This is a genomic window from Nocardiopsis sp. YSL2, assembly GCF_030555055.1.
Lineage (GTDB): Bacteria > Actinomycetota > Actinomycetes > Streptosporangiales > Streptosporangiaceae > Nocardiopsis.
Window position 1 is genome coordinate 2,622,647 of record NZ_JAMOAO010000001.1, and the last position, 26,696, is coordinate 2,649,342.

General features: G+C 70.5%; 20 protein-coding genes and 1 pseudogene. 12 read left to right on the top strand and 9 right to left on the bottom strand.

The features are described 5' to 3' along the window. Positions 1–137: 137 nt before the first annotated feature. Positions 138–2,744 carry a DUF6049 family protein gene (locus M1P99_RS11385; protein ID WP_304452619.1) on the bottom strand — a complete coding sequence of 869 codons (2,607 nt, stop codon included), beginning with the start codon at positions 2,742–2,744 and terminating at the stop codon, positions 138–140. A 325-nt stretch (positions 2,745–3,069) separates the two neighbouring features. On the opposite strand from M1P99_RS11385, the gene M1P99_RS11390 reads away from it, so the two are divergent. Further along, the gene (locus M1P99_RS11390; protein ID WP_304452620.1) at positions 3,070–4,569 is read left to right on the top strand and encodes a CCA tRNA nucleotidyltransferase; all 1,500 of its coding nucleotides are present in this window, start codon (positions 3,070–3,072) and stop codon (positions 4,567–4,569) included. A 71-nt stretch (positions 4,570–4,640) separates the two neighbouring features. On the opposite strand, the gene M1P99_RS11395 is transcribed toward M1P99_RS11390, so the two are convergent. Both M1P99_RS11395 and M1P99_RS11400 read right to left on the bottom strand, forming a co-directional pair. Further along, positions 4,641–5,363: a bifunctional 2-polyprenyl-6-hydroxyphenol methylase/3-demethylubiquinol 3-O-methyltransferase UbiG gene (locus tag M1P99_RS11395; RefSeq protein ID WP_304452621.1), complete on the bottom strand. Its 723-nt coding sequence runs from the start codon at positions 5,361–5,363 to the stop codon at positions 4,641–4,643. Positions 5,364–5,488: 125 nt separating this feature from the next. Then, a complete protein-coding gene (locus tag M1P99_RS11400) occupies positions 5,489–5,965 on the bottom strand; it encodes a rhodanese-like domain-containing protein (RefSeq protein ID WP_304452622.1) in 477 nt (158 codons plus the stop codon). Between the two features lie 93 nt (positions 5,966–6,058). On the opposite strand from M1P99_RS11400, the gene M1P99_RS11405 reads away from it, so the two are divergent. Both M1P99_RS11405 and M1P99_RS11410 read left to right on the top strand, forming a co-directional pair. Beyond that, positions 6,059–6,529 (top strand): Lrp/AsnC family transcriptional regulator, encoded by a 471-nt coding sequence (locus M1P99_RS11405; RefSeq protein ID WP_304452623.1) that lies wholly within the window; start codon positions 6,059–6,061, stop codon positions 6,527–6,529. A 4-nt stretch (positions 6,530–6,533) separates the two neighbouring features. Further along, entirely contained in the window at positions 6,534–7,052 is a 519-nt protein-coding gene (locus M1P99_RS11410) for a GNAT family N-acetyltransferase (protein WP_304452624.1), read from the top strand. On the opposite strand, the gene M1P99_RS11415 is transcribed toward M1P99_RS11410, so the two are convergent. Further along, positions 7,007–8,389, bottom strand: a complete 1,383-nt coding sequence (locus tag M1P99_RS11415; protein ID WP_304452625.1) for an MFS transporter — start codon at positions 8,387–8,389, stop codon at positions 7,007–7,009. The two genes, M1P99_RS11410 and M1P99_RS11415, sit on opposite strands and share 46 nt — an antisense overlap. A gap of 73 nt (positions 8,390–8,462) precedes the next feature. Next, entirely contained in the window at positions 8,463–9,542 is a 1,080-nt protein-coding gene (locus M1P99_RS11420; protein ID WP_304452626.1) for an inositol-3-phosphate synthase, read from the bottom strand. An 853-nt stretch (positions 9,543–10,395) separates the two neighbouring features. On the opposite strand from M1P99_RS11420, the gene M1P99_RS11425 reads away from it, so the two are divergent. The 6 genes from M1P99_RS11425 (at position 10,396) to M1P99_RS11450 (ending at position 16,593) form a co-directional block, all read left to right on the top strand. After that, on the top strand, positions 10,396–13,401 hold the full coding sequence (locus tag M1P99_RS11425; protein WP_304452627.1) for a transglycosylase domain-containing protein: 3,006 nt from the start codon (positions 10,396–10,398) through the stop codon (positions 13,399–13,401). Between the two features lie 238 nt (positions 13,402–13,639). Next, positions 13,640–13,930, top strand: a complete 291-nt coding sequence (gene rpsF, locus M1P99_RS11430) for a 30S ribosomal protein S6 (RefSeq protein WP_053619889.1) — start codon at positions 13,640–13,642, stop codon at positions 13,928–13,930. 142 nt (positions 13,931–14,072) lie between these two features. Continuing rightward, positions 14,073–14,660 carry a single-stranded DNA-binding protein gene (locus tag M1P99_RS11435; RefSeq protein WP_304452628.1) on the top strand — a complete coding sequence of 196 codons (588 nt, stop codon included), beginning with the start codon at positions 14,073–14,075 and terminating at the stop codon, positions 14,658–14,660. 113 nt (positions 14,661–14,773) lie between these two features. Next, entirely contained in the window at positions 14,774–15,010 is a 237-nt protein-coding gene (gene rpsR / locus M1P99_RS11440; RefSeq protein ID WP_053619887.1) for a 30S ribosomal protein S18, read from the top strand. Positions 15,011–15,037: 27 nt separating this feature from the next. Then, positions 15,038–15,484, top strand: a complete 447-nt coding sequence (gene rplI / locus M1P99_RS11445) for a 50S ribosomal protein L9 (protein WP_304452629.1) — start codon at positions 15,038–15,040, stop codon at positions 15,482–15,484. Between the two features lie 281 nt (positions 15,485–15,765). Beyond that, complete coding sequence (locus tag M1P99_RS11450; protein WP_304452630.1) at positions 15,766–16,593, top strand: peptidoglycan recognition family protein; 828 nt, start codon at positions 15,766–15,768, stop codon at positions 16,591–16,593. 70 nt (positions 16,594–16,663) lie between these two features. Here the strand turns inward: M1P99_RS11450 and M1P99_RS11455 are convergent, their stop codons facing one another. Further along, entirely contained in the window at positions 16,664–18,013 is a 1,350-nt protein-coding gene (locus M1P99_RS11455; RefSeq protein ID WP_304452631.1) for an MATE family efflux transporter, read from the bottom strand. A gap of 347 nt (positions 18,014–18,360) precedes the next feature. On the opposite strand from M1P99_RS11455, the gene M1P99_RS11460 reads away from it, so the two are divergent. The 3 genes and pseudogenes from M1P99_RS11460 to M1P99_RS11470 all read left to right on the top strand — a co-directional run. Beyond that, on the top strand, positions 18,361–22,242 hold the full coding sequence (locus M1P99_RS11460) for a replicative DNA helicase (RefSeq protein ID WP_304452632.1): 3,882 nt from the start codon (positions 18,361–18,363) through the stop codon (positions 22,240–22,242). A 79-nt stretch (positions 22,243–22,321) separates the two neighbouring features. Further along, positions 22,322–22,732, top strand: coding sequence for a VOC family protein (locus M1P99_RS11465; RefSeq protein ID WP_304452633.1), 411 nt, complete (start codon positions 22,322–22,324; stop codon positions 22,730–22,732). A 132-nt stretch (positions 22,733–22,864) separates the two neighbouring features. Beyond that, positions 22,865–23,017: pseudogene (locus M1P99_RS11470) on the top strand (AraC family transcriptional regulator); the annotation flags it as partial. Positions 23,018–23,276: 259 nt separating this feature from the next. Here M1P99_RS11470 and M1P99_RS11475 read toward each other — a convergent pair. From M1P99_RS11475 to M1P99_RS11485, 3 genes are all read right to left on the bottom strand, one after another. After that, positions 23,277–25,001 (bottom strand): ABC-F family ATP-binding cassette domain-containing protein, encoded by a 1,725-nt coding sequence (locus tag M1P99_RS11475; RefSeq protein ID WP_304452634.1) that lies wholly within the window; start codon positions 24,999–25,001, stop codon positions 23,277–23,279. A gap of 629 nt (positions 25,002–25,630) precedes the next feature. Continuing rightward, positions 25,631–25,858, bottom strand: a complete 228-nt coding sequence (locus M1P99_RS11480; RefSeq protein ID WP_304452635.1) for a hypothetical protein — start codon at positions 25,856–25,858, stop codon at positions 25,631–25,633. 318 nt (positions 25,859–26,176) lie between these two features. Further along, entirely contained in the window at positions 26,177–26,689 is a 513-nt protein-coding gene (locus M1P99_RS11485) for a PH domain-containing protein (protein WP_053619879.1), read from the bottom strand. Positions 26,690–26,696: the final 7 nt, after the last annotated feature.

Below are 26,696 nucleotides of genomic sequence, written 5' to 3' on the forward strand. Positions count from 1 at the left end.
GCCGGGACTCCGCTGTGCGGGGCCCGGGGCGGGTGCGGGCGGCTCGCCGCGACGCACGCCGACGTGTCGACGTGCGGTCGTGTCGACATGGCGTCCTGTCGGTCAGGCGACATGTCCGCGCGTCGCTCGGTGGGGGCTCAGCGTCCGGGGCCGTCCGGCTTCCGGGGCGGGGGGTGCTCGTTCCCACGCGGGTCAGGGTCCGTCGCCTCCTCGGCGGCGTCCGCCTGGGCGGAGCGCTCGGTGCCATCGTCCCCTGTCCCCGACGGTGCCCCGTCCACCGGGTCCGCGGTCGCGCCCTCGGAGTCGGCGGTCCCGGCCGCCTCGTCGTCGGTCGGCGTGCCGCCGTCCCCGCCCTCGGCGTCCTCGGTGTCCTCGGTGTCCTCGGTGTCCTCGGCGGACCGCGCGGTCCGCCGGCGGGCCCACTTGCGCAGGGCCCGGGGCGCCAGGGCCGCGACGAGGATCAGCAGCCCGATACCGCTGATCAGCAGGGCCTGCGTGCCCAGGCCGGTGGCGTTCACCGGGATCAGGGTGTCCTGGGAGCTGATCGGCTCGCCCTCGGCGTTCTGCAGGCTCACGTACAGTTCCGTGCGGCCGTTGATCCGGGCCGACAGCGGGACGTAGACCGTGGTCTTGGCACCCGGTGCGATCTCGAAGCGCTGGGTGTACTCGCCGATGGCCAGGCGCTCGGAGTTGGCCGAGAACACCGAGAGGTGGACGTAGACCGTCTCCTCCTCCAGGTCGTTGGCGACCAGGATCCCGGTGATGCCGGTCCGGGAGGCCAGGGTGACCGGCTCTCCGGGGATGATGCGCACGTCTTCGCGGTGGTCCTGCAGGGTGTTCGCGACGAGGGACCGCGCCAGGCCGGCCGGGGCCTCGCGGTCCCGCCAGTACGCCGACTCCAGGCGCAGGACCGCGGGGCGGAAGGGGTCGGCGCCTCCGACCAGGACGCTGTTGAACAGCCGCACGTCCTGGTTCACGTCCTCGATCTGGCTCAGGTACGTCGAGCTGAGCTCGTCCTCGGCGTCGGGGTAGGTGAGGCCGCGGCGGGTGTCCTCGCGGTCGGACTCGTCCGCCAAGTCGACGTCGTCCAGCCGCTCCGGGGACAGCCACGGAAGCTCCTCGGTCGCCGCCAGCACACCCGACGCGAACGCGGGGTCGGGGTCCCACCGCGGCTCGGGGGAGGCGACGACCACCCGGTCGCCGCCCGCGTTCTCCCCGGCGATCATCGCGGTCTCGGCGGCGAAGCGCTGGAGGGCGAGCGCGGTCTGGCCGGGGCCCCCGGTCGGCGCCGACAGCACGTCGGTGAGGCCGTCGTCGGCGACCAGGCCGACCCGCTCCACGCCCTCCTCGTCGCCCTCCAGGGACGGCAGCGGGGTCTGGGCGGTCGGGGTGGTGGAGAGCCACTCGGCCGGGGGAAGTGTCGGATCGCGGAGCACGAAGCGCTCGGCGCCGCTCTCGGCCAGCAGCGCGTAGACGGCCTCGTCCATCACCCCGCCGGGCGGGGCGGCGTAGGCGCCGTCGGCCTCCGTCGCCAGCGCGCGCTGGACGGCCTCCCGGCCGACACGGACGGCGGCCTCGGCGTCGGAGCCCATGTCGTTGTGGATCAGCGCGGCGAGGTCGGCGGAGGCGTAGGGCGTGGCCACGACGGTGTCCTGGGGCAGCACCCGGCGGGCCTCGCGCAGCCAGACTTGGGCGGACTGATCGGCCTCGAACCGCTCGACGGCCGGGTCGGAACCGGCGGGGACCTCGTCCAGGTCCTCCACGACCGAGTACTCCCGGGAGGCCAGGCGCACGATGTCGTCCAGCGTGCCGGGATCGACGGCCCAGGTCAGGGGGACGCCCTCGGCGCGGGTCGGCTCGGCGTCGTCCTCGTCCCCGGCGTCCTCGCCGTCGGTCTCCTGCTCCTCGCCCTCCTCGTCCTCCGCGGGGGCCTCGGCCCCGTCCTCGGCGGCCTCCTCACCGGTCGCCTCCTCGGTGGGCAGGCCCTCCGCGGTCTCCTCGGCCGTGGGCTCGTCGGGAAGCGGCGTCCCTTCCTGGTCCTCCCCCAGACCGAGGAGTTCGATCAGGTCGTCCTCACCGGCGTCGAAGGACAGGGTGGTCTGCGCGCCGGCGGCCAGCAGCCGGCTCAGGCGGCCGTCCGCGGCGACCTCGTCGGGGATACGCGTGCTCAGGAAGGTGTCGTCGTCCGCGCGCTGGGGGTCCGCGATGAGCGGCCACACCCAGGCGATGTCGACGGAGGGGACGTCGTCGCCGTCCGTGTAGGGGAGGAAGGTGTACTGCGCGCCCACGACCCCGCCGTCGCCGTCGACGGCCTCGATGACCATCGGGTAGACGCCGTAGCCCGACAGCCCGAGTTCCTCGATCGGTGTGCTGAGCGCGAAGTCCCCGTCCGACTCCGGCTCCAGGGTGCCGAGACCGTCCTCCTCCGGGCCCTCCGCGTTCGGCTGCCAGCCCGAGCCGGAGGCGAACTCGTCCAGCTCGTCGCGGCCGCTGAAGGGGTGGCGCGAGTAGCGCATGCGAACGGTGACGTCGTCCAGCTCGGCGTCGGTGGTGTTGGTCACCCGGCCGACCACGCGCAGGGTGCTGTCGTCGTCGACCGCGTCGGGCGTGATGCGTTCGACGACGAGCGGCTCGGCGGTGTCCTCGGCCTGGGGCGCCGCCCCGACGGACGAGTGCGCGGCCGGGATCGGGAAGAGCGCGGCGGTCATGGCCGTGACCGCGGCGGCGGAGACAATTCGACGCAACGCTTGACCGGTTTCCTGACTCGGGTCCAGGTAGCCGCCCCGCCGGGCGTACGCACACGGGGCGGAGACGGTCGGAGCACCCGCACGGCGCGCTCGGCGGACGCGGGCCGGGTGGACGCGAGGAGACGGAGGCGTCCTACCACTGCCCCCGAAGATACCTCGTTCCCGGCCCCCGGGCGCTGGCGCGGCCCGGCGCCCGCGCAGCCGCAGGGGTGACCCACCCTCTCACCGAACACCGTGTGCCCACCAGTGCCGACGCGGTCCGGCGGACGAGTCAGGAGGGAGGAGGCGGGGTGTTCGCGCGTGATCACCTAATCTGCGTGGTGTGCCGAACACAGAGTTTTCGAGTGAGACCGACACCGTCAAGCAGGAGGAATCGGGGACGAACCGCCCCGCGGGGACACTGACGGGCGAGCAGAGAGCGGCGGTCACCGCACTGCTCGACGCCGTGCGCCCCGTCTCCGACGAGCTCGGCGAACGCTTCGCCGCGCACGACCAGCAGCTCGCCGTCGTCGGCGGCCCGGTGCGTGACGCGCTCCTGGGGAGAACCTCCAATGATGTGGACCTCACCACGGACGCCGTCCCCCAGCGCATCCTCGAACTGGTCGACGGCTGGGCCGACTCCGTGTGGACCGTCGGTATCGAGTTCGGCACGGTCGGGCTGCGCAAGAAGGGCCTGCAGGTGGAGGTCACCACCTACCGCAGCGAGGCCTACTCCCCGAAGTCGCGCAAGCCGGACGTCCACTACGGAGACAACATCCACGACGACCTGCTGCGCCGCGACTTCACGGTGAACGCGATGGCCGTGCGCCTGCCCAGCCAGGAGTTCGTCGACCCGTTCGGCGGGCTCGCGGACCTGGCCGAGGGCGTCCTGCGCACGCCCGGCCGGCCGGAGGACTCCTTCAGCGACGACCCGCTGCGCATCATGCGGGCCGTCCGCTTCGCCGCCCAGCTCGGCTTCGAACTGGCCCCCGAGGTGGCCGAGGCCGCCCGTGGCATGGCCGACCGTCTGTCCATCGTCTCCGCCGAGCGCATCCGCGACGAGCTGGTCAAGCTCGTGCTCAGCCCGGACCCCCGCCGCGGCATCGAGCTCATGGTGGAGCTGGGGATCGCTCCCTACGTCCTGCCGGAGATCCCCAAGCTGCGCCTGGAGATCGACGAGCACCACCGGCACAAGGACGTCTACGAGCACTCGCTCATCGTCCTGGACCAGGCGATCGAGCTGGAGCGCGCCCGCGGGCACGGTCCCGACCTGGTCCTGCGCCTGGCGGCGCTGCTGCACGACGTCGGCAAGCCCAAGACCAGGGCCTTCGAAGGGCCGGGCCGGGTGACCTTCCACCACCACGAGGTGGTGGGCGCCTCCATGAGCCGCAAGCGGCTCAGTGCCCTGCGCTTCCCCAAGGACGTCATCACCGACGTCAGCACCCTGGTCGCCCTGCACCTGCGCTTCCACGGCTACGGCAAGGGCGAGTGGACCGATTCCGCGGTGCGCCGGTACGCGCGCGACGCGGGGTCGCAGCTGGAGCGGCTGCACATCCTCACCCGCGCCGACTGCACCACCCGCAACCGGCGCAAGGCCGCCGCCCTGGCGCGCGCCTACGACGACATCGAGCGGCGTATCGAGAAGCTCGCCGAGCAGGAGGAGCTCGACCGGATCCGCCCCGATCTGGACGGCAACGAGATCCAGCGGATCCTCGACGTCAAGCCGGGTCCGGTCATCGGCCGGGCCTACCGCTACCTTCTGGAGCTCCGCCTTGAGAACGGGCCCATGAGCAAGGAGGACGCGACCGCGGCCCTTCGCACCTGGGCCGCGGAGCAGCTCTAGACCGGCCCCAGACGGCCGATCCTGGGCCACAAGGGGTGCGACGCAGCCCGCTCCGCCTGTGGGGGACGGGCTCAGCGCGACTTGACCGCCGTGACGGCCATCGCCATGCCGAACACGCGCAGCGGCGTGCCCTCCAGGGAGTCCGAGACCGACTGGAGGGCACGCCCGCGGCGGTCGAACGGCGGCATCAGGTAGTCGATGGCGCGCACGCTCAGCCCCGTGCCCCGCAGCGCGCGGCCCAACTCCTGGGTGGTGAAGGCGCGCGCGTCCGACATCCGGTCGTGCAGCGGGCGCACCCACGGCAGGAAGGGGGCGGTCAGCGCCGAGCGGCGCCGGGTGCCCCACAGGACGCCGTGCGTCTCGAAGGGGAACCAGCGGTTGGGCGTGGTGAGGGAGAACGCGCCGCCGGGCTTGAGCACGCGGTGGATCTCGCGCAGGCTCCCCTCCAGGTCGTCGAGGTGCTCCAGGACCTCGAAGGCCGTCACCCGGTCGAAGGTGTTGGCGTCGAAGGCCAGGCCGTCGGCGCTCATCTTGTGGAGGCCGACCCGGTCGGCGAGGTCGGTTCCGGCGACGCGGTCGGCGAACGCGGAGAGGTGCTCGGGCTCCACGTCGATCGCGTCCACCCGTACGTAGCCCGGAGCCAGCTCGATCGTGTGGACGCCATCGCCGCAGCCGACGTCCAGGAGCCGGTCGCCGTAGGGCGGCAGCTGCTGGGCGACGGCTCCGACGCGCTTGGACACCCCGCGCGGGCCGAACGCGCTGGACGGCTTCCCCGGTCCGAAACCGACGGTCATGGTGCACCTTCCCTGCAAGACGACGAGTCCTGCCGGGGACACTACAGCAGGTGATCACTCGATCACGCAAGGATCACGTTCCGGGCCGATATGTCGACCTGTCTCCGTGTCGGCCCGGAACCGGATCAGCAGTCGCAGGAGATTCCGTCGGCCTCGATCACGAGCGGGTCGGCCGCGCGGCGCTCCACGCCGGAGGAGGTCTCGACCGGCAGCCCCTCCCGCACCCAGTACTCCATGCCGCCCACCATCTCCTTGACCTGGTAGCCCAGCCGGGCGAAGGCCAGCGCGCCCTTGGCGGCCCCGTCGCAGGCGGGGCTCCAGCAGTAGGTCACCACCGTTCGGGACGGGTCGATCAGGGCGGACGCCTCCTCGGTGATCCGCCTGTGGGGGAGGTGGACCGCACCCGGCACGTGGCCCTGCTCCCAGGCCCTGGTGCTCCTGGTGTCGACGAGGACGAAGCCGGGCTCGTCCCCCTCCATCGACGCGTGGACGTCGGAGACGTCGGTGTACAGGGCCAGGCGAGCGGCGAAGTGCGCGGCGGCTTCGGCGGGGGGCAGAGCGGGGATGCGTACGTCGGGGCCGTCAGAGGTGTGTGTCGTCATGTCCACAAAGCTACGGTGGAGTACCCGTTGCCAACAGGGAGTATCCACGGCATCGGGTGTTGATCGCCCACGGAACCACGGTATACCTGTGCCATGACCGATGAATCCCTGGACGAGACCGACCTGCGCCTCCTGCGCGCCCTACAGGACGACGGGCGCGCGACCTACGCCGAGCTGGCCCGCGAGGTCTCCATGTCGGCCAGCGCCGTCACCGAGCGGGTGCGGCGCCTGGAGGAGACGGGAGTGATCACCGGCTACTCCGCCTCCGTGGCCCCGGAACGCCTCGGGTTCACCGTGCTGGCCTTCGTCCGGCTCGCCTACCCCACCGGCCACTACAAGCCCTTCCACGACCTCCTGGCGACCACGCCGGAGATCACCGAGGCCCACCACGTCACCGGGGAGGACTGCTTCCTGCTCAAGGTGCTCGCCCGCGACATGCGCCACCTGGAGGAGGTGGTGGGCCGCACCGCCGCCCTGGGGTCGGTCACCACGAACGTCGTCTACTCGAGCCCGCTCGACGGCAGGCCCCCGACGGACGCGTTCGCGGCGGGTGCGGGACACTGAGCGGATGACGACCACCACCTGGTACCTGGAGTCGACCGCGCCGTCGGACCTGGTCCCCGCCCGCGAGCCCGAGGCCGGGCGGGACGTGCGCTTCACCCGGTGCGGCATCCCCAGCCCCGACTTCAGCCGCTTCCTCTACGAGCGCGTCGGAGGGGACTGGCAGTGGACCGACCGGCTCTCCTGGTCGCACGAGCAGTGGCGCGCCTGGGTGGAGCGCCCGGGGAGCGAGACCTGGGTCCTGTACGAGCGCGGCACCCCTGCGGGCTTCGCGGAACTCGACGCACAGCCCGAGGGTGCCGTCGAGATCGCCTACTTCGGCCTGCTTCCCGGCTTCCTCGGCCGGGGACTGGGCGGCCACATGCTCACGCTGACGCTGCGCCGCGCCTGGGACCTGGCCGAGCGGTGGCCGGACCGCGAACCCACCCGCCGCGCGTGGGTGCACACCTGCACCCTCGACGGCGAGCACGCCCTCGCCAACTACCGGGCGCGCGGCCTGCGGGTGTACCGGGAGACCACGGACTGATCGGGCCCTCCGTCGCGGGCGCGGTGCCCGTCCCGTCCGTCCCCCTCCGGGCTCCGCTGGGCCGTGGCCGATTCCAGGCGGAGGTCGCGCACGATCCAGGCGGCGCCCAGGACCAGGAAGGCGAGCGCCATGACGCCGACCACGGCCGCGCTCACACCCGAGGGCGGCACCAGCACCGCCGCCAGCGCCGCGCCCAGGACGAACGTGGCGTTGAACAGGACGTCGTAGACCGAGAAGACCCGGCCCCGGAACGCGTCGTCGACATGTCGCTGAACCAACGTGTCGACCGTGACCTTCACACCCTGGGAGACGAAGCCCAGGACGAACGCGGCCACCGGGAACAGCGCCGGGGAGAACGGCAGCCCGAAGACCACCAGGGCGACGGCGGCGGCCGCCAGCTGGAGGGCGATCCACCTGCCCGGCGTCACGCGCGCGGTCGCCCACGGTGTGGCCACCGCGCCGAGGAAGAACCCGAGCGCCAGCAGTCCCGCCGCGATGGAGAAGCCGGCGAGCCCCGCCGCACCGCCGCCGGTGAACGTGTTGTTGTACAGCAGCAGCGTGAGCAGGGTGGAGACGCCGAAGAGCACGCGGTGTGCGCCGATCGTGGCCAGCGCGTCCCTGGCCGCGGGCCTGGCCCAGATGTGCCGGACTCCGGCGACCATGCCGAGCACGGCGCTGTGGACGGCGGCGCGCACCTCCTCCGGCTCGCGCTCCAGGTGGGGTCCCAGCTCCCGGTAGCCGAGGGTCAGGGAGACCAGGGCCGCTCCGGCGAAACCGATCGCGGCGGCGAAGAGGACCAGCCCGGCGCCGGGGGCCGTCGCACCGCCGACCATGCCGACGGCCAGGCCCACGCCGGTACCCAGCGAGCTGGCCACGGTCCCGCACGTCGGGGTGACGGCGTTGGCCATCATCAGCTTGTCGCGGGACACCACGTACGGCAGCCCCGCCGACAGCCCGGACAGGAAGAAGCGGTTGACGCTGAGCACCAGCAGCGCGGCGACGAGGAAGGCCGGGCCCTCGCCCCCGGACACCAGGAGCGCGCTCACCACCGCCAGCGCGGCCTTGGCGAGGGAGGACAGCAACAGGACCTGGCGGCGCGGCCAGCGGTCGATCAGGACCCCGGCGAAGGGCGCCACCACCGAGAACGGCAGGAGCAGCACCGCGAAGGCCGCCGCGACGGCGCCGGCACTCGTGTGCTGCTCGGGGTTGAAGAAGACGAACCCGGCCAGTCCGGCCTGGTAGACGCCATCGGAGAACTGCGAGACCAGGCGGGTGCCGAACAACCGGCGAAACCTGGATCCCCGGAGGACGACGCGCAGATCACCGTAGAAGGACACGCCCTCAGAGTACGGCCTGCCACCCGCCCACGGCGGCCTGCCCGGGGCCGTCCGGCCCCGGGCAGGGCTACCGTCAGCTCTGCCCGTCGCCCGCGATGAAGCTCTCGACGGCGTCGTGCGCCTCGGAGTCGCTGTACTGCACGGGCGGGGACTTCATGAAGTAGGAGGACGGCTCCAGGATCGGGCCGCCGAGGCCGCGGTCCTTGGCGATCTTCGCGGCGCGCACGGCGTCGATGATGATGCCGGCGGAGTTGGGGGAGTCCCACACCTCCAGCTTGTACTCCAGGTTCAGCGGAACGTCGCCGAAGGCCCGGCCCTCCAGACGGATGTAGGCCCACTTGCGGTCGTCGAGCCACGGCACGTGGTCCGACGGGCCGATGTGCACCGAGCCGGCCTTGAGCTCGTGGGGGATCTGCGAGGTGACGGACTGCGTCTTGGAGACCTTCTTCGACTCCAGGCGCTCGCGCTCCAACATGTTCTTGAAGTCCATGTTGCCGCCGAAGTTGAGCTGGTAGGTCCGGTCGACGATGACGCCGCGGTCCTCGAAGAGCTTCGAGAGCACCCGGTGGGTGATGGTGGCGCCGATCTGCGACTTGATGTCGTCACCGATGATCGGCACGCCCGCCTTGGTGAACTTCTCCGCCCACTCGGGGTCGGAGGCGATGAACACCGGCAGGGCGTTGACGTAGGCCACGCCCGCGTCGATCGCGCACTGGGCGTAGAACTTGCCCGCCTCCTCCGAGCCCACCGGGAGGTAGGAGACCAGGACGTCGGCCTTGGTGGCCTTGAGGGCGGCCACCACGTCGACGGCGTCCTCGGCGGACTCCTCGATCATCTCCCGGTAGTACTTCCCGAGCCCGTCGTAGGTCGGCCCGCGCCTGACGGTGACGCCGGTCGGCGGCACGTCGGTGATCTTGATCGTGTTGTTCTCGCTCGCCGAGATGGCGTCGGCCAGGTCGTGTCCGACCTTCTTGGCGTCCACGTCGAAGGCGGCCACGAACTCGATGTCGCGCACGTGGTACGGCCCGAACTGCACATGCATCAGGCCAGGTACCCGGGACTCGGGGTTGGCGTCCTTGTAGTAATGCACGCCTTGGACGAGCGACGCCGCACAGTTGCCGACGCCCACGACGGCTACACGTACCGAACCCATTGGTCCTTGCTCCTTCTTCTCCGCGAACATGGATTCCACAACACGGGACGACGGGCCCGCGCCGACGGCTGTCGGGGGCCTGCCATCCCGCGTTCGTTTCCCGTATGTGGTCAGCAGCGCACGCGGCGGTTCTGTTCCCCCGGTACGGCCGTCGGCTACGGGTGGGAACGTGCATGTCTGGCTGGTTTGTTCAGATCTGACTCTATCTTCGCTGGCCGGCGGCCCGGCATGGACCACGCGTGGACGGCGGCCCCTCCGTTCCCCGCGGCGCCGGTCACGGGTGGGCCGGCTCGCGGCGCTGAGCGCAAACTCTCAGTGCGGCGCCCTGGTCAGCGGCGATGGTCCGGGTCGAGAACCGGATGGTTCGACCCATTTCAGCGCCTCCGGCCCGCACCCCCGCCCTGAACTGGCATTACGGGCGGTTCTGGATGCGCGGTGTCCGAGTGTCCGATTGCACGCGATACCCTCGCGCGTGGGTTGTGCTATACCGTTCCATCGCTCTAACGTGACCTTTGATTTGCGCGCGTAGCCGGTAGAGCCCGGACGACACCATCTCCGCGGTGTCGTGGACGTCGGTCGAGAGCACCGACCAGGGCAGCGCTCCCGCAGGCCAACGACCAGGAGGATGTAGCGGCCACCGTCTCCGCGACCTGTGTGAAAACCTTCACCGGCACCAAGGCGTCCATCTACCAAGCCTTGAACCTTCAGGCACACGGTGGTGGCGGCCCAAGGCTCCAACCCCGCCGGTCACCCGCGGACAGGTCGCGGATCACCGATCCCCCAGGGGGACAGTCCCCCGTTTCCACTCAGGAATCGTCAGGCCGACCGGCCGTGAGAGGCAATCGAGGACCACGTGAGTACCGAACGACGACGGAGTGCCGATGGCGGCCGTCGCCGGGCCGAGGGCCCGGGCGACGGTCCGCGCGGCCAGGGCGGCAGGCGACGGGCCGGCGGCCCGCCTTCGGGCGGGCGCCGACGGCCCGACGGCGACGACGGCTTCTGGGGCGACTCTCCGGAGCCTCCTCAGCGCAGGCGCTCACCCTCGGGTGGGGCCTCGGCGGAGGGCCGCGGCAATCGCCGCCGGACCGAGGGGGAACGCCCCCGCCGGCCCGAGGGCGGCCAACGCCGCCGCCAGCCGGAGGACGCGGACCGTCCCCGGCGCCGACGTCCTGACGCCGCGGGAGGCGCGGCCGCCGGAGCCGCGGCCGGATCCGCCATGGAGGGCGGGCGTCCGCGCCGCCGCCCCGAGGGCGAGCCCGGCAGGCGGGCCGACGGACAGCGCCGTCGCCCCGACGGCGACCCGCGCGCGGGCGGACGCCGCCGCGCCGACGGTCCCCGTGGTCCGCGTGACCCCCGCGACCGCGAGCACGCCGCACGCGCCGAGGGCCGTCGCGGCCCCGCCCGCGGCGGCCGGGGCGCAGGCGGTGGCGGCGGCGGTGGCGGACGCCGCCGTTCGCGCCAGGAGGAGCCGGACGACCGGCCCTGGATCAAGCGCTTCCTGTCCAAGGCGTGGAAGCCCGCCCTCGTGGTGTGCGGCCTGATGATCATCGGCGGCGTGGCCGCCTTCGCCATCCTCTACGCGATGGCCCCCAACAAGGACGAACTGACAGCGGCGGCGGACAAGGACATGTCCGCCACCCAGATCAGGTGGGCGCCGGAGGAGGAGGGCGGTGAGGGCGAGGTCGCCCTCACCACCGGCGAGGTCCAGCGGATCAAGGTGAGCTACGAGGACATTCCGCCTGAGGTGATCAACGGGGTGCTGGCCGCGGAGCAGCCCACCTTCTACACCGACCCGGGCATCAACATCATGGGCACCCTGCGCGGCGTCGTCTTCGGCGGTACCCGGGGCGGCGGCTCCACCATCACCCAGCAGATGGCGCGCAACTACTACAGCGACCTCAGCTCGGACCAGACGGTCACGCGGAAGATCAAGGAGATCTTCATCGCGATCAAGCTGAACCAGCAGCTCCCGCCGGAGAAGATCCTCGAGACCTACCTGAACACGATCTACTTCGGTCGCGGAGCGTCGGGCATCGAGATGGCCGCCCAGGCCTACTTCGACAAGAGCGTGGGCGAGCTGACCGCGGAGGAGGGTGCCTTCCTGGGCATCATCATCCAGCAGCCCAGCAACTTCGAGACGGTCCAGGAGGGCGATGACTCCTACGCCTCCAGGTATCTGTACGGGGAGCGCTGGGACTACGTCCAGAACCACCTGGTCGAGATGCACGAGGAGGACCCGGACCACGGGCTCCCGCGTGACCAGGCCGAGGCCCTGGAGGTACCCGAACGGGTCCCCTACGTTCCGCCGGGTACGGAGCCGGCCGAGGAGAGCGAGGGCGAAGAGGAAGAAAGGGAGGACACCACCAAGCTCGGCTACGTCCGCCAGGCGGTGATGATGGAGATCGCGGAGCGCTACGCGGACGCGGGGATCACCGAACAGGACATCGCCACCAAGGGCTACCAGGTCCAGACCTCGCTGGACCCCGCCCTCATGGACGCGGCCGCGGACGCCTTCGACGTGCTCCCGCCCGCCAACGGCGACGACCTCATGGAGGGCCTGACCGCGATCGAGCCGGACACAGGGAGGATCGTCGCCTTCCACGGCGGGGACGACGTGGTGACGGATCTGGACAACTCACTGCTCCACCGGGCCCAGGCCGGGTCGTCCTACAAGCCCTACGTGCTGGCGACCGCGCTGTCTCAGGGCATCGGCCTGAAGACCCAGCTCGACGGCAGCACACCGAGGGAGTTCCCCGGGCTGGCCAGCCCGGTGAACAACGCGGACGGACAGGACCACGTCCCCACCGACCTCATCGCGTCCACCGCCCACTCCATCAACACGAGCTACGTGGACCTGGCCACGCGCGTCGACAGCCTGCAGAGCATCGACGACACGGCCGTCGAGATGGGTGTGGACCCGGAGCAGGTCACCACCTCGCAGCGGGGCCCGCTCATCGCGCTGGGCACCCACGAGGTGAGCACGCTCGACCAGGCCAGCGGGTACGCCACCTTCGCCAACGAGGGACGGCACATCCCGGCGCACATGATCACCGAGCTCCGCACGGCCGACGGCACGGTGGTGCCGCCGGACGACGCGGCCACGATCGAGTCGGGTGGTGAGCAGGTGATCACCGCCGACGTCGCGGCCGACGCGACCTACGCCATGCGCCAGGTGGTCGAGGCCGGTGGAGGCAGCAACGCGGCCCTCGCGGACGGCCGTCCGGTCGCGGGCAAGACCGGTACGTCCAGCGGCGCCGTCTCCGCGTGGTTCGTGGGGTACACGCCACAGCTGTCCGCGGCCGTCGGACTGAGCCGTTTCTCCCGCGAGGGGCTGGAGTTCGAGGGCCTGGGCAACAACGCGGTCTACGGTGGCGCGACCTCGGCCCTGGTGTGGAAGGAGTTCATGGAGACCGCCACGGAGGGCATGGAGGTACAGGACTTCCCGCCTCCGGTCTACGTCGGTGAGGAGATGAACTTCGCGCCCTCGCCGAGTCCCAGCGAGTCCCCTTCCGAGGTACCCAGCGAGGAGCCCTCTGAGCAGCCGAGCGAGACGCCCACCGACGACTGCCTGCCGGGGAACGGCAACGGCAACGGGAACGGCAACGGCACCGGCAACGATGACTGCGCCGATCCCTCCACGGATCCGTCGGAGCCGGTGTGCGAGGACTGGGACCCGACCTGCCAGGACGACGGGGGCGGAGGTGACATCGATCCGCCCGGCGGCGAGGAGCCCTGTGAGCCGACCTGGTTGGACCCCTGCGACGACGAGTCCGATCCCGATGGGGACGGCCAGAACGGGCAGAACGGCACCACCGCACAGAACAGCCAGCGGACGACACTCGGCCGCGACGAGGACTGACCCGCTCCGCTGAACGGCGGGGGCCGGTGCGCGAACCACGCGCGCCGGCCCCCGCCGCGTGTGCGGGGGCTGTCCACAGGCAGCCTCGGTGGTCCCCGCCCGCTGATATCCTTGGCGTTTGTATGGCTCAGAGCCCGTGCGGCGTCCCACCACCGTGGGTGGCGACAGACCGCGGGCTCCTGCCCTCCTGCCATGGAGATTCCATGGCCGCGACAGTCCAGAGGAGGAACGTACGCCTATGCGTCGTTACGAAATCATGGTCATCCTCGACCCCAACCTCGACGAGCGCACCGTCGCCCCGTCGCTGGAGAACTTCCTGGGTGTCGTCCGCAACGACGGCGGCTCGGTGGAGAAGGTCGACATCTGGGGCAAGCGCCGTCTCGCCTACGACATCGACAAGAACTCCGAGGGTATCTACGCGGTCATCGACCTGTCGGCCGAGCCGGCCACGGTCAAGGAGCTGGACCGCCAGCTCGGTATCGCCGAGGCCGTGCTCCGGACCAAGGTGCTCCGCCCCGAGGTCCACTAGAGCTCGTCTCATCCGGCGGCGCCCGCGCCGCACCCCCTGCCCCGGAGCATCCCGAGCGGCGACGGACTGTCGTCACCAGGGCGGATGATCAGGGGAACAGGCGAAACCGCCTGAACCGACTATCTCGAACCGGAGCCGATCCATGGCAGGCGAAACCCAGATCACGCTCGTCGGCAACCTCGTCGACGACCCTGAACTGCGCTTCACGCCCAGTGGAGCCGCGGTCGCCAACTTCCGTGTGGCCTCGACGCCCCGCAACTTCGACAAGGCGTCGGGGGAGTGGAAGGACGGCGAGTCCATGTTCCTCACCTGCACCGTCTGGCGGCAGTACGCGGAGAACGTGGCCGAGAGCCTGCAGCGCGGCATGCGCGTCATCGTGCAGGGCCGTCTCAAGCAGCGCTCGTACGAGACGCGTGAGGGCGAGAAGCGGACCGTGTACGAGATCGACGTCGACGAGGTCGGCCCGGCCCTGCGCAGTGCCACCGCCAAGGTGACCAAGACGCAGCGCCCGGGCGGCGGAGGCGGCTTCGGCGGGGGCGGCGGCGGTTTCGGTGGCGGCCAGCCCCAGGGCGGCGGCTACGGGAACCAGGGCGGCGGATTCGGCGGCCAGCAGGGTGGTCAGGGCGGCAGCCGCGGTGGCGCGCCGGCCGACGACCCCTGGGCGACCAACGGCGGTGGCGGCGGCTTCGGTGGCGGCGGCGGAGGATTCTCCGACGAGCCCCCGTTCTAGCGGTCCCACCCCGCGTTTGACCCGATTCGGCGCTCGGTGAGTGCCGAATCACTGTCCACATGTCACCGACCATCCCCGGGAGGACCCCGGGGCTCTTGCGAAGGAGCACCACGATGGCGAAGCCGGCAGCGCGCAAGCCCAAGAAGAAGGTTTGCCTCTTCTGCCAGGAGAAGCAGTCCTACATCGACTACAAGGACACCACGCTTCTCCGCAAGTTCATCTCCGAGCGCGGCAAGATCCGCGCCCGCCGCGTGACGGGAAACTGCACGCAGCACCAGCGCGACGTCGCCACGGCGATCAAGAACGCGCGTGAGGTGGCCCTGCTGCCCTACACCAGCACCACTCGCTAACGGCGATATCCGAGGGAGGTTTTAGTCGTGAAGCTGATTTTGACCCACGAGGTCAACGGTCTCGGAGCCCCCGGCGATGTCGTCGAGGTGAAGAACGGTTACGGTCGCAACTACCTGCTGCCCCGCGGGTTCGCCATTCGGTGGACGCGCGGCGGACAGAAGCAGATCGACCTGATCCAGCGCGCGCGTTCCGCGCGTGACATCCGCAGCCTGGACGAGGCCAAGCAGGTCGCCGGCCAGGTCGGTGCGCTCAACGTGCGCCTCAAGCAGCGCGCGGGCGCGGGCGGTCGTCTGTTCGGTTCGGTCACGCCCGCGGACGTCGTCGAGGCCGTCAAGGCCGTCGGCGGTCCCGAGCTGGACAAGCGCCGGATCGAGATCAAGAACCCGATCAAGTCCGTCGGTGACTACAAGGTCCAGGTCCGCCTGCACCCCGAGGTCTCCGCGACGATCAAGCTGGACGTCGTCGGTTCCTGACCGGGATCCGGCTCGTCGGGAGCCCCGCCTCTGTGCAGAGGCGGGGCTCCGTGCTTTCCGCCCGCCTCCCGCCCACGCCCCCATGGGCCGCTTCGCGGGGGGTGGGGGCTTGCACCCTCCACGGAGAGCCTCCGGCTCCAGGTCGTTCCACGGGCGGAGTCCGGTGGGATTCTGACACGCCAGGAGGGCGAATGCGACGATTTGGTTACTCTTTGTAACCTATTGTTTTCTCTGAGTGGCACCTTTGTCGTGGTGCCCAGACTCGGGAGGAAGACAACGCCATGGCCGCAGAGAACCACTCGCGACAGGCCCGCCCCCTGGACCGCAGGACCGTGCTGCGCGGATCCGCGCTCGTCTCCGGGAGCGTGATCCTCGGCGGACTGGTGGGGCTGGGCGCCACGGGGCCGGCGTCCGCCGCGGGGATACCCAAGGTCTACACACGGTCGGACTGGAAGGCCCGCCCACCACGGCAACGCGTGGAGGTCCTGCGCCAGGGGCCCACGCACATCGTCGTGCACCACACCGCGACGGGGAACGTCTCGGACACGTCCAAGTCGCACGCCGGTGCTCTGTCCAGGGCCATCCAACGGCACCATATGGACAACAACGGATGGAACGACACCGGGCAGCAGCTCACCATCAGCCGCGGCGGGTACATCATGGAGGGCCGAGACCAGACGCTCCGCGCGATCCGCGACGGCGGGCACGTGATCGGCGCGCACGTGGCCAACCACAACGCCCACACCATCGGGATCGAGAACGAGGGCACCTACTCCTCCACGGCCCCGCCCACCGCGCTGATGGACTCGCTCGTGGAGACGTGCGCCTGGCTGTGCCTCGTCTACCGCCTGGACCCCGAGGACGCGATCGTGGGACACCGCGACTACAACGCGACCAGCTGCCCCGGCGACAAGCTGTACTCCATGCTGCCGAAGCTGCGCCGGGACGTGAAGGGCTCCGTGCGCGAGCAGCTGGTCCACCTGAGCCGGGTCGCCGGCACCGAACTCACGCTGGAGGAACTGCCCAGCTACCCGCCGGTTCCGTCGTCGGAGCGGATGGAGACGTTCTTCCACGGTCCCGCCATCGGCGAACTGGACGTCTCCCTGTAGGAGACACACGGCACGGGGCCGCCGCCCGCCCGGCGGCCTCCGTGCCCGGGCGTGGGGGCCGCCGCGGTGGTCAGGGCCTGCGGGCGCCGGTGACCAGCCAGGCGGTGCCCCGGGCACGCGCGCCCAGGGTGAGGGCGCGCGCCAGGATCCAGACCGCGAAGGCGATCCACAGCCCGACCAGGCCCCACAGGGTACTCCCGGTGAACACGGGCACCAGGAGCGCGCACGGCAGGAAGGCCAGCATCGTCCACAGGGACGCCCACGCGAGGTAGCGCTGGTCTCCCGCGCCCATCAGAACACCGTCCAGGACCATGGTGACGCCGCTCAGGGGCTGGAGCAGGGCGACCACGACCAGCGTGGCCGTGATGAGGACCCGCACCTGCGGATCGTCGGTGAAGGGGATCGGTGCCCAGGGCAGCACCAGGATCACCAGGGCGGCGAACACCAGTCCCGACAGCACTCCCCACTCCACCATGCGGCGGGTGGCGTCGCGCGTCCCCCGCACGTCGCCCGCGCCCAGGTAGCGCCCGATGATCGACTGCCCCGCGATGGCGATGGCGTCCATGGCGAAGACCAGCAGAGCCCAGATGTTGTAGGAGACCTGGTGGGCGGCGATCGCCTCGTCGCCCAGGCGTGCGGCGACGGCCGTGGTCACCAGGGCCACCACGCGCATAGAGACGCTGCGCAGGAACAGCGCGAAGCCCGCCGAGGCGGAGGCGCGCAGGCCGGCCGTGGTGGGCAGGAGCGAGACCCCCTCGTGGCGGGCGGTGCGGCCGATCGTCGCCACGTACCAGAACGCGCCCGCGCCCTGGGCGATGACGGTCGCCCAGGCCGAACCGGCGATGCCCCAGTCCAGGACCAGGACGAACACGGCGCACAGCGCGGCGTTGCCGGCGTAGGTGGCGACGGCGACCACGAGCGGCGTACGGGCGTCCTGGAGCCCGCGCAGCACACCGGTGCCCGCCATGACGATGAGCAGGAACGGCGTGCTCAGCAGACTGACACGCAGGTAGGACACGGCGTACGGCGCCACCTCGGGCGACGCGCCCAGGAGCTCGACGAGCGCGGGGCCCGCCGGCCAGCCGGCGGCGATGGCGGCCAGGCCGAGCAGGACCGCCAGCCAGAGTCCGTCCACGCCGTCGCGGACACCGCCGGCGACGTCGCCCGCGCCGAACCGGCGCGCGACCGCGGCCGTGGTGCCGTAGGCGAGGAAGACGCACACGGCCACGAAGGTGAGCAGCACCTGGCCGGCCACGCCCAGACCGGCCAGCGCGCGCGTGCCCAGCGTTCCGACCACGGCCGCGTCGGTCAGCAGGAACAGGGGTTCGCTGACGAGCGCGAAGAACGTGGGGATCGCCAGGGCGAGGATCTCGCGGTCGTGGCGGTGCCGGAAGGGCACGGCGGGCATGAGTCCGGGCATGACCCGGCCACATTACCGGACAGGCGTTCGAGGCGGGGGTGTGGAGTTGTCCACACCCCCGCCGATGCCTGTGGATAACCTGTGGAAACTCCCTCTGTGAGACATCTTGCACGTACCGCTCACGGCGGGTGTTTTCCCAGGTCAATGGCTATTTCTGGCGACTCTCGGAAAGTTATCCACAGGTGATGTGCACAACCAGTTCGCGCGGGTGCCCTACGAGGCACCGGACACGGTGGTAAAGGGGTCTCCACAGCTCCTGTCGGCGGCTTCGCCGGCGCCCGCCATGGGGCATCCTGGAGGGGGCGGTCCGTTCCCGGGCCGCGGCAGGGCCTGCGTGGGGAGAGTTCGTGAGTGTCGCTGAGGAACCACCTGAAGAAGGCGGATACGAGCGCACCCCTCCCCACGACATCCAGGCCGAACAGAGTGTCCTGGGCGGCATGCTGCTGTCCAAGGACGCCATCACCCAGGTCGTCGAGATCATCCGCTCCGCGGACTTCTACCGCCCGGCGCACCAGATCATCTACGACAGCGTCGTCGACCTCTTCTCCCGCGGTGAGCCCGTCGACGCCATCTCCGTCAACGCCGAGCTGACCAAGCGCGGGGAGGCCGCCCGGGTCGGCGGGGCGCCCTACCTGCACACGCTCACCGAGGCCATCCCCACCGCGGCCAACGCCGGCTACTACGCCAAGATCGTCTCCGACCGGGCCGTCCTGCGCCGCCTGGTCGAGGTCGGCACCCGCATCGCGCAGATCGGCTACGCGGGCGACGGCGAGGTGGACGACCTCGTCGACCACGCCCAGGCCGAGATCTACAAGGTCGCCGAGAAGCGTACCGGCGAGGACTACGTCGTCCTCGGCGACATCATGCCGGGCGCCCTCGACGAGATCGAGGCGATCGGTGCCCACGACGGCACGCTCACCGGTGTCCCCACCGGCTTCGCCGACTTCGACGCCCTCACCAACGGCCTCCACCCCGGCCAGATGGTGATCATCGCGGCCCGGCCCGCCGTCGGAAAGGCGCTGGCACTCGACACGCCCCTGCCCACCCCGGACGGATGGACGACCATGGGGCGCGTCCAGGTCGGGGACGAACTCATCGCCGCCGACGGAAAGCCCACGCGAGTGGTGGCCGCGACCGAGGAGATGACCGGCCGCCCCTGTTACGAGGTCACCTTCGACGACGGCACCACGGTCGTCGCGGACGCCGAGCACCAGTGGCTGACTGATACGCGCGCGTCGCGCCGGGCCGCGCGAGAAGCACGGGTCGAGGGTGAGGGAGCGGTCCCGAGGGCTCTGCCGCAGGTGCGGACCACCGAGGAGATCGCACGCACCCTGTGCCTGGAGACCGCTGACCGCAGGCTGAACCACTCGGTGAACAACGCCGAACCCCTGGTGCTGCCGGAACGGGACCTGACCCTGCCTCCGTACTTCCTGGGCATCTGGCTGGGTGACGGTGACTCTCAGGCGGCACGGATCGCCACCGAGGACCAGGAGATCCTCAGTCACATCGAGGCCGAAGGACTGGTGACCAAGCCGGTTGGCGCGAATACCGGGGGCCACGGTGTCTTTCTTCCGACAGAAGAGGTCGACGCAGGGGAGAAGACCTGCGTCGTCTGCGGGGCCTGCTTCATCCCGAAGCTGCCGCACGTGCGCACCTGCGGGCAGTCCTGCGGAGGCAGGGCGCGGTTCGTTTCGGATCCGGTGCCACATGCCTCATGCGTCGACTGCGAGCGCCCTTGCTACTCGTACGGGCGCTGTCGTGAGTGCGTTGCCGCCCGTGGGAGCGTCCAGGCACGATTGCGCTCGCTCGGGGTGTTGGGCGACAAGCACATCCCGGACATCTACTTGCGCGCCTCCGAGTCGCAGCGCCGAGCACTCCTGGCAGGACTGTTGGACAGCGACGGCACAGTGACCGCGAGCGGTTCCGTCCAGTTCGCCGTGACCAACGCACGCCTTGCCGAGGACTTCCGCGAACTCGCACACAGTCTCGGCTACCGGACCGAATGGTCGGTCAAGCGGGTCGCGGGACGCAACGAGTCCACGTCCACCTGTTACACGATCACGTTCGGGGCCCAGGCGGATGTGTTCGGCCTCGAGCGCAAGCGCCTGGCACATCGTGAGCGAAGCCAGGGGCGGGCCTATCAGCGAGTGGGATCACGGTTCGTCACAGGAGTGCGCCCAGTCCCGAGTGTCCCTGTCCGATGTGTCGAGGTGGACCACCCGGATCATCTCTATCTGGCGACCGAAGGCATGGTGCCCACACACAACTCCACCCTGGCCCTGGACTTCGCTCGGGCGGCGTCGATCAAGAACGAGATGACCTCGGTCTTCTTCAGCCTGGAGATGGGGCGCAACGAGATCGTCATGCGCCTGCTCTCCGCCGAGGCGCGGGTACCGCTGCACACCATGCGCTCGGGTCTGATGACCGACGAGGACTGGGCCCGCCTGGCCAGAAGAATGGGCGAGGTCGCCAGCGCGCCGCTGTTCATCGACGACTCACCGAACATGTCGATGATGGAGATCCGGGCCAAGTGCCGCCGCCTCAAACAGCAGCACGACCTCAAGCTGGTCATCGTCGACTACCTCCAGCTGATGAGCTCGCCCGGCCGGGTGGAGAGCCGCCAGCAGGAGGTCTCGGAGATGTCGCGTTCGCTCAAGCTCCTGGCCAAGGAGCTGGAGGTACCGGTCGTGGCGCTGTCCCAGCTCAACCGTGGTCCCGAGCAGCGCACGGACAAGCGCCCGCAGGTCTCCGACCTGCGTGAGTCGGGCTGCCTGCCTGCTGATACGCGGGTTCTGAGGGCCGACACGGGTGCCGCAGTGACCATCGGTGAGCTCTACCACTCGGGGGCACGGGACATCCAGGTGTGGTCCCTGGACGAGCGGCTACGACTCGTTCCCAAGACGATGACCCATGTCTTCTCCAGCGGGGTGAAGCACGTCTTCCGGCTGAGGCTGACCTCCGGCCGTGAGGTGACCGCCTCCGGGAACCATCCGTTCCTCACGCTCGACGGCTGGCAGCCTCTGGAGGAGCTCGCTGTCGGGGGCCGGATATCGGTGCCTCGCCACGTTCCGGCTCCGACCACTGTCACCCGATGGCCCAACGCCGAGGTGGTCCTGCTCGCGCACATGATCGGCGACGGGTCCTTCGTCCGGCGTCAGCCGATCCGCTACGCCAGTGTCGACGAAGCGAACCTCTCCGCGGTGACCGAGGCGGCCCGGGATTTCGGGATCACGGCGGTGAGAGACGAACACGAGGCTGCTCGTGTGACCACACTTCGGCTGCCGGCGCCCTTCCGGCTGACGCACGGCAAGCGTAACCCCATCGCAGCATGGTTGGACGAACTGGGCCTCTTCGGCCTGCGCAGTCATGAGAAGTTCGTTCCCGATGGGGTCTTCAGCCTCGCCGATGACCAGATCGCCTTGTTCCTGCGCCATCTGTGGGCGACCGATGGCTGCGCGTGCTGGGACGCCGAGAACGGTTGTGCCCGGATCTACTACTCCTCGACGAGTCGACGCCTGGTGGAGGGTGTGTCCCTGCTCCTCGGCCGCTTCGGAATCATGGGCCGGATTAGAGAGGTGCGCAAGGGACAGCACAGGGTTTGCTATCACCTTCACGTCAATGGGGTCGAGAACCAGACGGCCTTCGCGAACCTCGTCGGGTTCCACGGTGCCAGGGGTGAGAGCCTTGCTCTTTGCGCGTCCGAACTGGCCGCTCAGAAGGCCAACACCAACGTGGACACCGTGCCCAAGGAGATCTGGGACCGGCTACGCACGACGATCACGGACCAGAGGATCACGCAGAGGGAGTTCGCCGGGGCCACGGGAACGGCGTACTGCGGCAGTGCCCAGTGGAAGACCGCTCCGAGCCGCACTCGGCTTGCTCGCGTCGCCGAGGTGCTCGATGACGCCGACATGGAAATGCTCGCGACCAACGACGTCTTCTGGGACGAGATCGCCTCTATCGAACCCTTGGGCGAACAGGAGGTCTTCGACGCCACGGTTCTGGATACCCACAACTTCGTTGCAGACGGGGTCAACGTGCACAACTCGATCGAACAGGACGCGGACATGGTGATCCTGCTCTACCGCGAGGACGTGCACGACAAGGAGTCCCCGCGCGCGGGCGAGGCCGACATCATCGTGGCCAAGCACCGCAACGGGCCCACCGCGGACGTGACCGTGGCCTTCCAGGGCCACTACAGCCGTTTCGTCGACATGGCCCCCGGCTAGGAGGGCGTGTCAGGACACGCGCGCGCACCGGTCAGGAATCGAGAAGCGCCGGCCGGGCGCGCGGTCTAGTCTCGGGGCCATGGACCTCACCATTCACACGACCTTCCTGCCGCACGACGACCCGGAGGCCTCCGTCGCCTTCTACCGGGACGTCCTTGGCTTCGAGGTGCGCAGCGACGTCGGACAGGGCCGGATGCGCTGGATCACGGTCGGCCCGGCCGACCAGCCCGGCACGTCGATCCTCCTGGCGCCGCCGGCCGCCGATCCCGGGATCACCGAGGACGAGCGCCGCACCATCTCCGAGATGATGGCCAAGGGCACCTACGGCTGGATCCTGCTGGCGACCAGGAACCTCGATGACACCTTCGACCGGGTGCAGTCCGGCGACACCGAGGTCGTCCAGGAGCCGACCGACCAGCCCTACGGTGTCCGCGACTGCGCCTTCCGGGATCCCGCGGGCAACCTGGTCCGGATCCAGGAACTGCGCTGAGCTGTCCGGTCACCGCTGCCGTCACGGCCGGCACCGGTGACCGGGTCGTCGCTCCACGGCGGCGCCCGCGCGCCGCGCCCTCGCCCACCCGTGCGTCCCGGTGCCCGTGGACGCCGACGACAGGAGTTCCCCGTGTGCCATCCCTCGTGGGACCGCGCCCGTACGCAAGCGCAGCAGCTGAGCGATCTCGCCCGGTTGCGCCGCGTCCGCGACCGGATCGACCCGGAGTACGCGCTGCCGCTGGACGTCGAGGCACTCGCCCGGGGCGTCAACACGTCGGCCGGGCGAGGTTGGAGAGCGGCGTCGACCTCAAGCGCGACGGCCGCCGACTCGACTGACCGCCGCGACCGAGGCAGTGGACGAGTCGGACCACGGAGGTGAACGCCGTGCCGCTGAGCATGCCGGACGGCTTATGCTGTCGGAGTTCGTGTGGATACGTCTGCGCGTGAGGGGGTGTGCCGACGGCGGCACACGCCCCCATATCGGTCAGTCTCTTAATCGGTTTATGGTCAAGCCGATTTGTCGACAAAGCGCTACGTCGACATCACTGCGCGTCAGAGTCGCGGACGACGGCTCCCTCGCGCAGCTCCACACGCCGGCCGGAGAAGCGCTCGCGTGTCCTCCGGTCGTGGGTCACGACCACCAGCGTGCCCGTGTAGCGGGACAGCGCCTCCTCCAACTCCTCCACGAGACCGGGGGAGAGGTGGTTGGTCGGCTCGTCCAACAGGAGGAGGTCGTGGATCCCGGAGGTCAGCCGGGCCAGCTCGATCCGTCGGCGCTGTCCGACCGAGAGTTCGCCGACGGGCCGGTCCAGTTCCGCGGGCCGGAACAGGCCGAGCGACCCCAGCTCCTCCCGGAGCTCCTCGGGTGACTCGGAGCGGTCCTCGGCGTAGGTCCGCAGGACGGTGCGTCCCGAGGGCGGCACGGTGTCGTCCTGGCGCAGGTGGCCGATCCGGGCGGGGACCGAGACCGAGCCCGAGTCCGGGACCAGTTCTCCGGCCAGCACCCTGAGCAGGGTCGTCTTGCCGGCCCCGTTGGGCCCGGTGACCAGGACGCGCTCGCCGGGGGCCACGGTCAGGGCCTCGACGTCCAGCCGGTGGTCGACGCGGACGTGGTCGAGCACGACGGCGGTCGGCGCACCCGGTAGGCGGGTCGCGTCCGACGCTCCCGGCGGCCGTACGGCGGGTGTCCCCGGTTCCGCGGGCGGGGGCTCCGAGGAGAACTCGGCGGTCAGCCGCAGGGGGACCGGTGGCGGTGGCACGGGGTCGTCGGTCAGCCGCCGCAACCGCTCCTTGGCGACGCGGATCCGGCTCCGGGCGCCGTGGTCGGCGCCCCGCAGGCGGAAGCCGCCGTGCCCGAAGGCGGCCTTGGCCATGCGGCGGGGCATGCCGTCCAGGCGCCGGGCGTTGTTCTCGACCAGGCGCCGCTGCCGGGCGGTGTCCAGTTTCCACTCCTCGTACTCGCGGATCCAGCGGGCCCGGGCCGCGGACGTGGCCGCGAGGAACCCGTCGTAGCCGTTGCCGTAACGGTTGATCCTGTGCGCGACGTGGTCGACCTCCAGCACGGTGTCGGTGACACCGGCCAGGAAGGCGCGGTCGTGCGTGACCGCGACGACCGTGCCGTGATGCGACCGGAGCCGTTCTTCCAGCCAGGCCACCGCCTGGTCGTCCAGGTCGTTGGTGGGCTCGTCCAGCAGGAGGAGCTCTGGTGCCGCGGCCAGGACGCCGGCCAACGCCAGACGCGAACGCTCGCCCCCGGACAGGGTGTGCAGTGGGCGGGCGCGGTCCAGGTCGGGCAGGCCCAGGCCGTGCAGCCCGGCGTCGACGCGGGCGTCGGCGTCGTAGCCGCCACGGATCTCGAACTCGGCGAGCAGGTCGCCGTAGGAGTCCAGTTCCCCGCGGGTGGCGGAGCCCAGGTCGGCCTCGGCCAGGCGCAGGCGCCGCTCCAGCGCGCGCAGGTCGGCCAGGGCGGCGTCGACGGCGTCCTGGACGGTGCCCGCGAGGACGCCGCCGGGGACGGTGTCCAGGGTCTGGGGCAGGTAGCCGACACCTCCTGGCGCCCGGACGACGAGTTCACCGTTGTCGGGGCGTTCCTCCCCGGCGAGCAGGCGCAGCAGAGTGCTCTTACCGGAGCCGTTGTCCCCGATGACACCGACCCGCTCGCCGGGGCCGACGGTGAGGGTGACGCGGTCCAGGACGAGGTGGGCGCCGTAGCGTTTGACGACGTCGGTGAGGGTGAGCTGGGAGCGGGAGCGGAGTCCGGTGGTCATGGACGGGTGTCCTCTCTGTCGTGCGGTCCGTGAAGCGCGGATCGGCGAGGGACGGCCCGTGGCACGTGGTTTCGGACAGGAACAGCGCCCCCGGAGGGCGGTGAGTCTGTCGACAGGGAACGTGGAGGCCGTCCGGCACGACCGCGTAGGGGGTACACCGGTGGAGCGGTGCGGCACCGCAGGTCAGCGGGTTCGCTCGCTCGGAACACGGGTGTCCGGCGCGGGTCTACAGGAAGAAGTACAGCCTCATAAGTAAGACGATACGTCTCGTCTCGCAGCTCGGCAAGCGTGCGCGAGTGAGATGCGAGTCACTCTCACATCACGGTCAGTGGCGCGGTTGTGGACGTCTACATCCTGCTTTAAGGACAAGCCGATTTGTCGACAGGCGGACATCGGAGGGGTGTCGCGTCGCGAGCGGGGGTGGCTCCGGTCCGCCGGTGGCGGGTGCGGGGCGGTGTGCGCAAGGGCGGGTGCGGACAACACGAAGGGCCGCCCCTCGGGGGCGGCCCTTCACTCGCTCGATGGCCGGGGCCTGGTGGCTCTCCGGTGGCGGGGACGGCTCCTGTGCCGCGCCGACGGGCCCGTGGGCCCGGGGCGCGGAGGCCGCGCCTCCGCCGCGTCCGTCGCAGCTACAGCCAGCGCGCCTCGGGGTGCGTGCGGCCGTTGTCGTCGGTGACCATGACCCAGTGCATGATCGGGTGGCCCGAACGCGTGGTGTCGGCACCGTCACGGGGCTGCGGGACGTGGACCGGGGTGGTCGTGAGTCCGGAGAGCCTCCGGGTCTCGGCCTCGGGGCGGGTGCGCCCACCGGCCTTGGTGGAGCGAGCGAGGTGTGGCGCATTGCTGCTGCGTGCCATGGGAACCTCCTCGTTTCCGTATCAGATGATCTGAGTTAACCCCATGTTCACCTTCAAGTCAATTCGATGTTCCGTCGGAGGGTCGGGAGCGAGGCGGTCGCCCTGGGGTGGGAATCACGTCTTCGCAGGCCACCGGGGTCTCCGTGGTGGCCCGGGAGGGACCGGTCACATTGCGCCGCGGCCATGGAGGTGTGGCCTGAGAGCTAGGTGAACGGAAGGTGAACGAAGGTGGAACGCGGGTCGGACGCCGACGGATCGGACAAGCGAAGGGCACCCGCCGGGACGGCGGGTGCCCTTCGTCGAACCTGCTCCGGGCGGCTACTCCTTGAAGATGAGCCCCACGACCTCGAGGTAGAGCTGCTCCGGGTACGGAATGAAGGCGATCCTGCTCAGCGCCTGGTCCTGACCGGCGGACTCCATCACGAAGGTCCCGTAGCCGAGGAACCGGCCCAGCAGCGTGCGCTCGAACCGCATGTCCGTGACCTTGCCCAGCGGCATCATGTTGACCTGCCGCGTGATGAGCCCCGTGGTCAGCAGCAGGCGGGCCGACGTGATGACGAAGTAGTCCACGGACCATTCGGCCACGCGCCACACGAACCACACCAGCACCAGCAGCCACAGCCACCAGATGATGGCCAGCGTCGCGGCGCTGTCGGACGCGAACGGCAGGTTGCTCAGGATCCCGGCGAAGATCAGTGCCCCGAGCACCGCTCCCACCGGGCCGATCAGGACGGCCGGATGCCGGCGGATGGTCACCACGTCCTGCTCATGGGGCAGGAGGTAGCGATTGACTGACGCTGGAGCGCTGTTGCTCGACGCGACGAGCCGCATGGCAGCG

Bases quoted from the DNA above. Each gene is read 5' to 3' on its own strand.
- M1P99_RS11455 (WP_304452631.1), bottom strand. From the start codon at position 18,013: ATGCCCGGACTCATGCCCGCCGTGCCCTTCCGGCACCGCCACGACCGC.
- M1P99_RS11420 (WP_304452626.1), bottom strand. From the start codon at position 9,542: ATGGGTTCGGTACGTGTAGCCGTCGTGGGCGTCGGCAACTGTGCGGCG.
- M1P99_RS11395 (WP_304452621.1), bottom strand. From the start codon at position 5,363: ATGACCGTCGGTTTCGGACCGGGGAAGCCGTCCAGCGCGTTCGGCCCG.
- M1P99_RS11405 (WP_304452623.1), top strand. From the start codon at position 6,059: ATGACCGATGAATCCCTGGACGAGACCGACCTGCGCCTCCTGCGCGCC.
- M1P99_RS11480 (WP_304452635.1), bottom strand. From the start codon at position 25,858: ATGGCACGCAGCAGCAATGCGCCACACCTCGCTCGCTCCACCAAGGCC.
- M1P99_RS11400 (WP_304452622.1), bottom strand. From the start codon at position 5,965: ATGACGACACACACCTCTGACGGCCCCGACGTACGCATCCCCGCTCTG.
- M1P99_RS11435 (WP_304452628.1), top strand. From the start codon at position 14,073: ATGGCAGGCGAAACCCAGATCACGCTCGTCGGCAACCTCGTCGACGAC.
- M1P99_RS11465 (WP_304452633.1), top strand. From the start codon at position 22,322: ATGGACCTCACCATTCACACGACCTTCCTGCCGCACGACGACCCGGAG.
- rpsR (WP_053619887.1), top strand. From the start codon at position 14,774: ATGGCGAAGCCGGCAGCGCGCAAGCCCAAGAAGAAGGTTTGCCTCTTC.
- M1P99_RS11410 (WP_304452624.1), top strand. From the start codon at position 6,534: ATGACGACCACCACCTGGTACCTGGAGTCGACCGCGCCGTCGGACCTG.
- M1P99_RS11485 (WP_053619879.1), bottom strand. From the start codon at position 26,689: ATGCGGCTCGTCGCGTCGAGCAACAGCGCTCCAGCGTCAGTCAATCGC.
- rpsF (WP_053619889.1), top strand. From the start codon at position 13,640: ATGCGTCGTTACGAAATCATGGTCATCCTCGACCCCAACCTCGACGAG.
- M1P99_RS11450 (WP_304452630.1), top strand. From the start codon at position 15,766: ATGGCCGCAGAGAACCACTCGCGACAGGCCCGCCCCCTGGACCGCAGG.
- M1P99_RS11475 (WP_304452634.1), bottom strand. From the start codon at position 25,001: ATGACCACCGGACTCCGCTCCCGCTCCCAGCTCACCCTCACCGACGTC.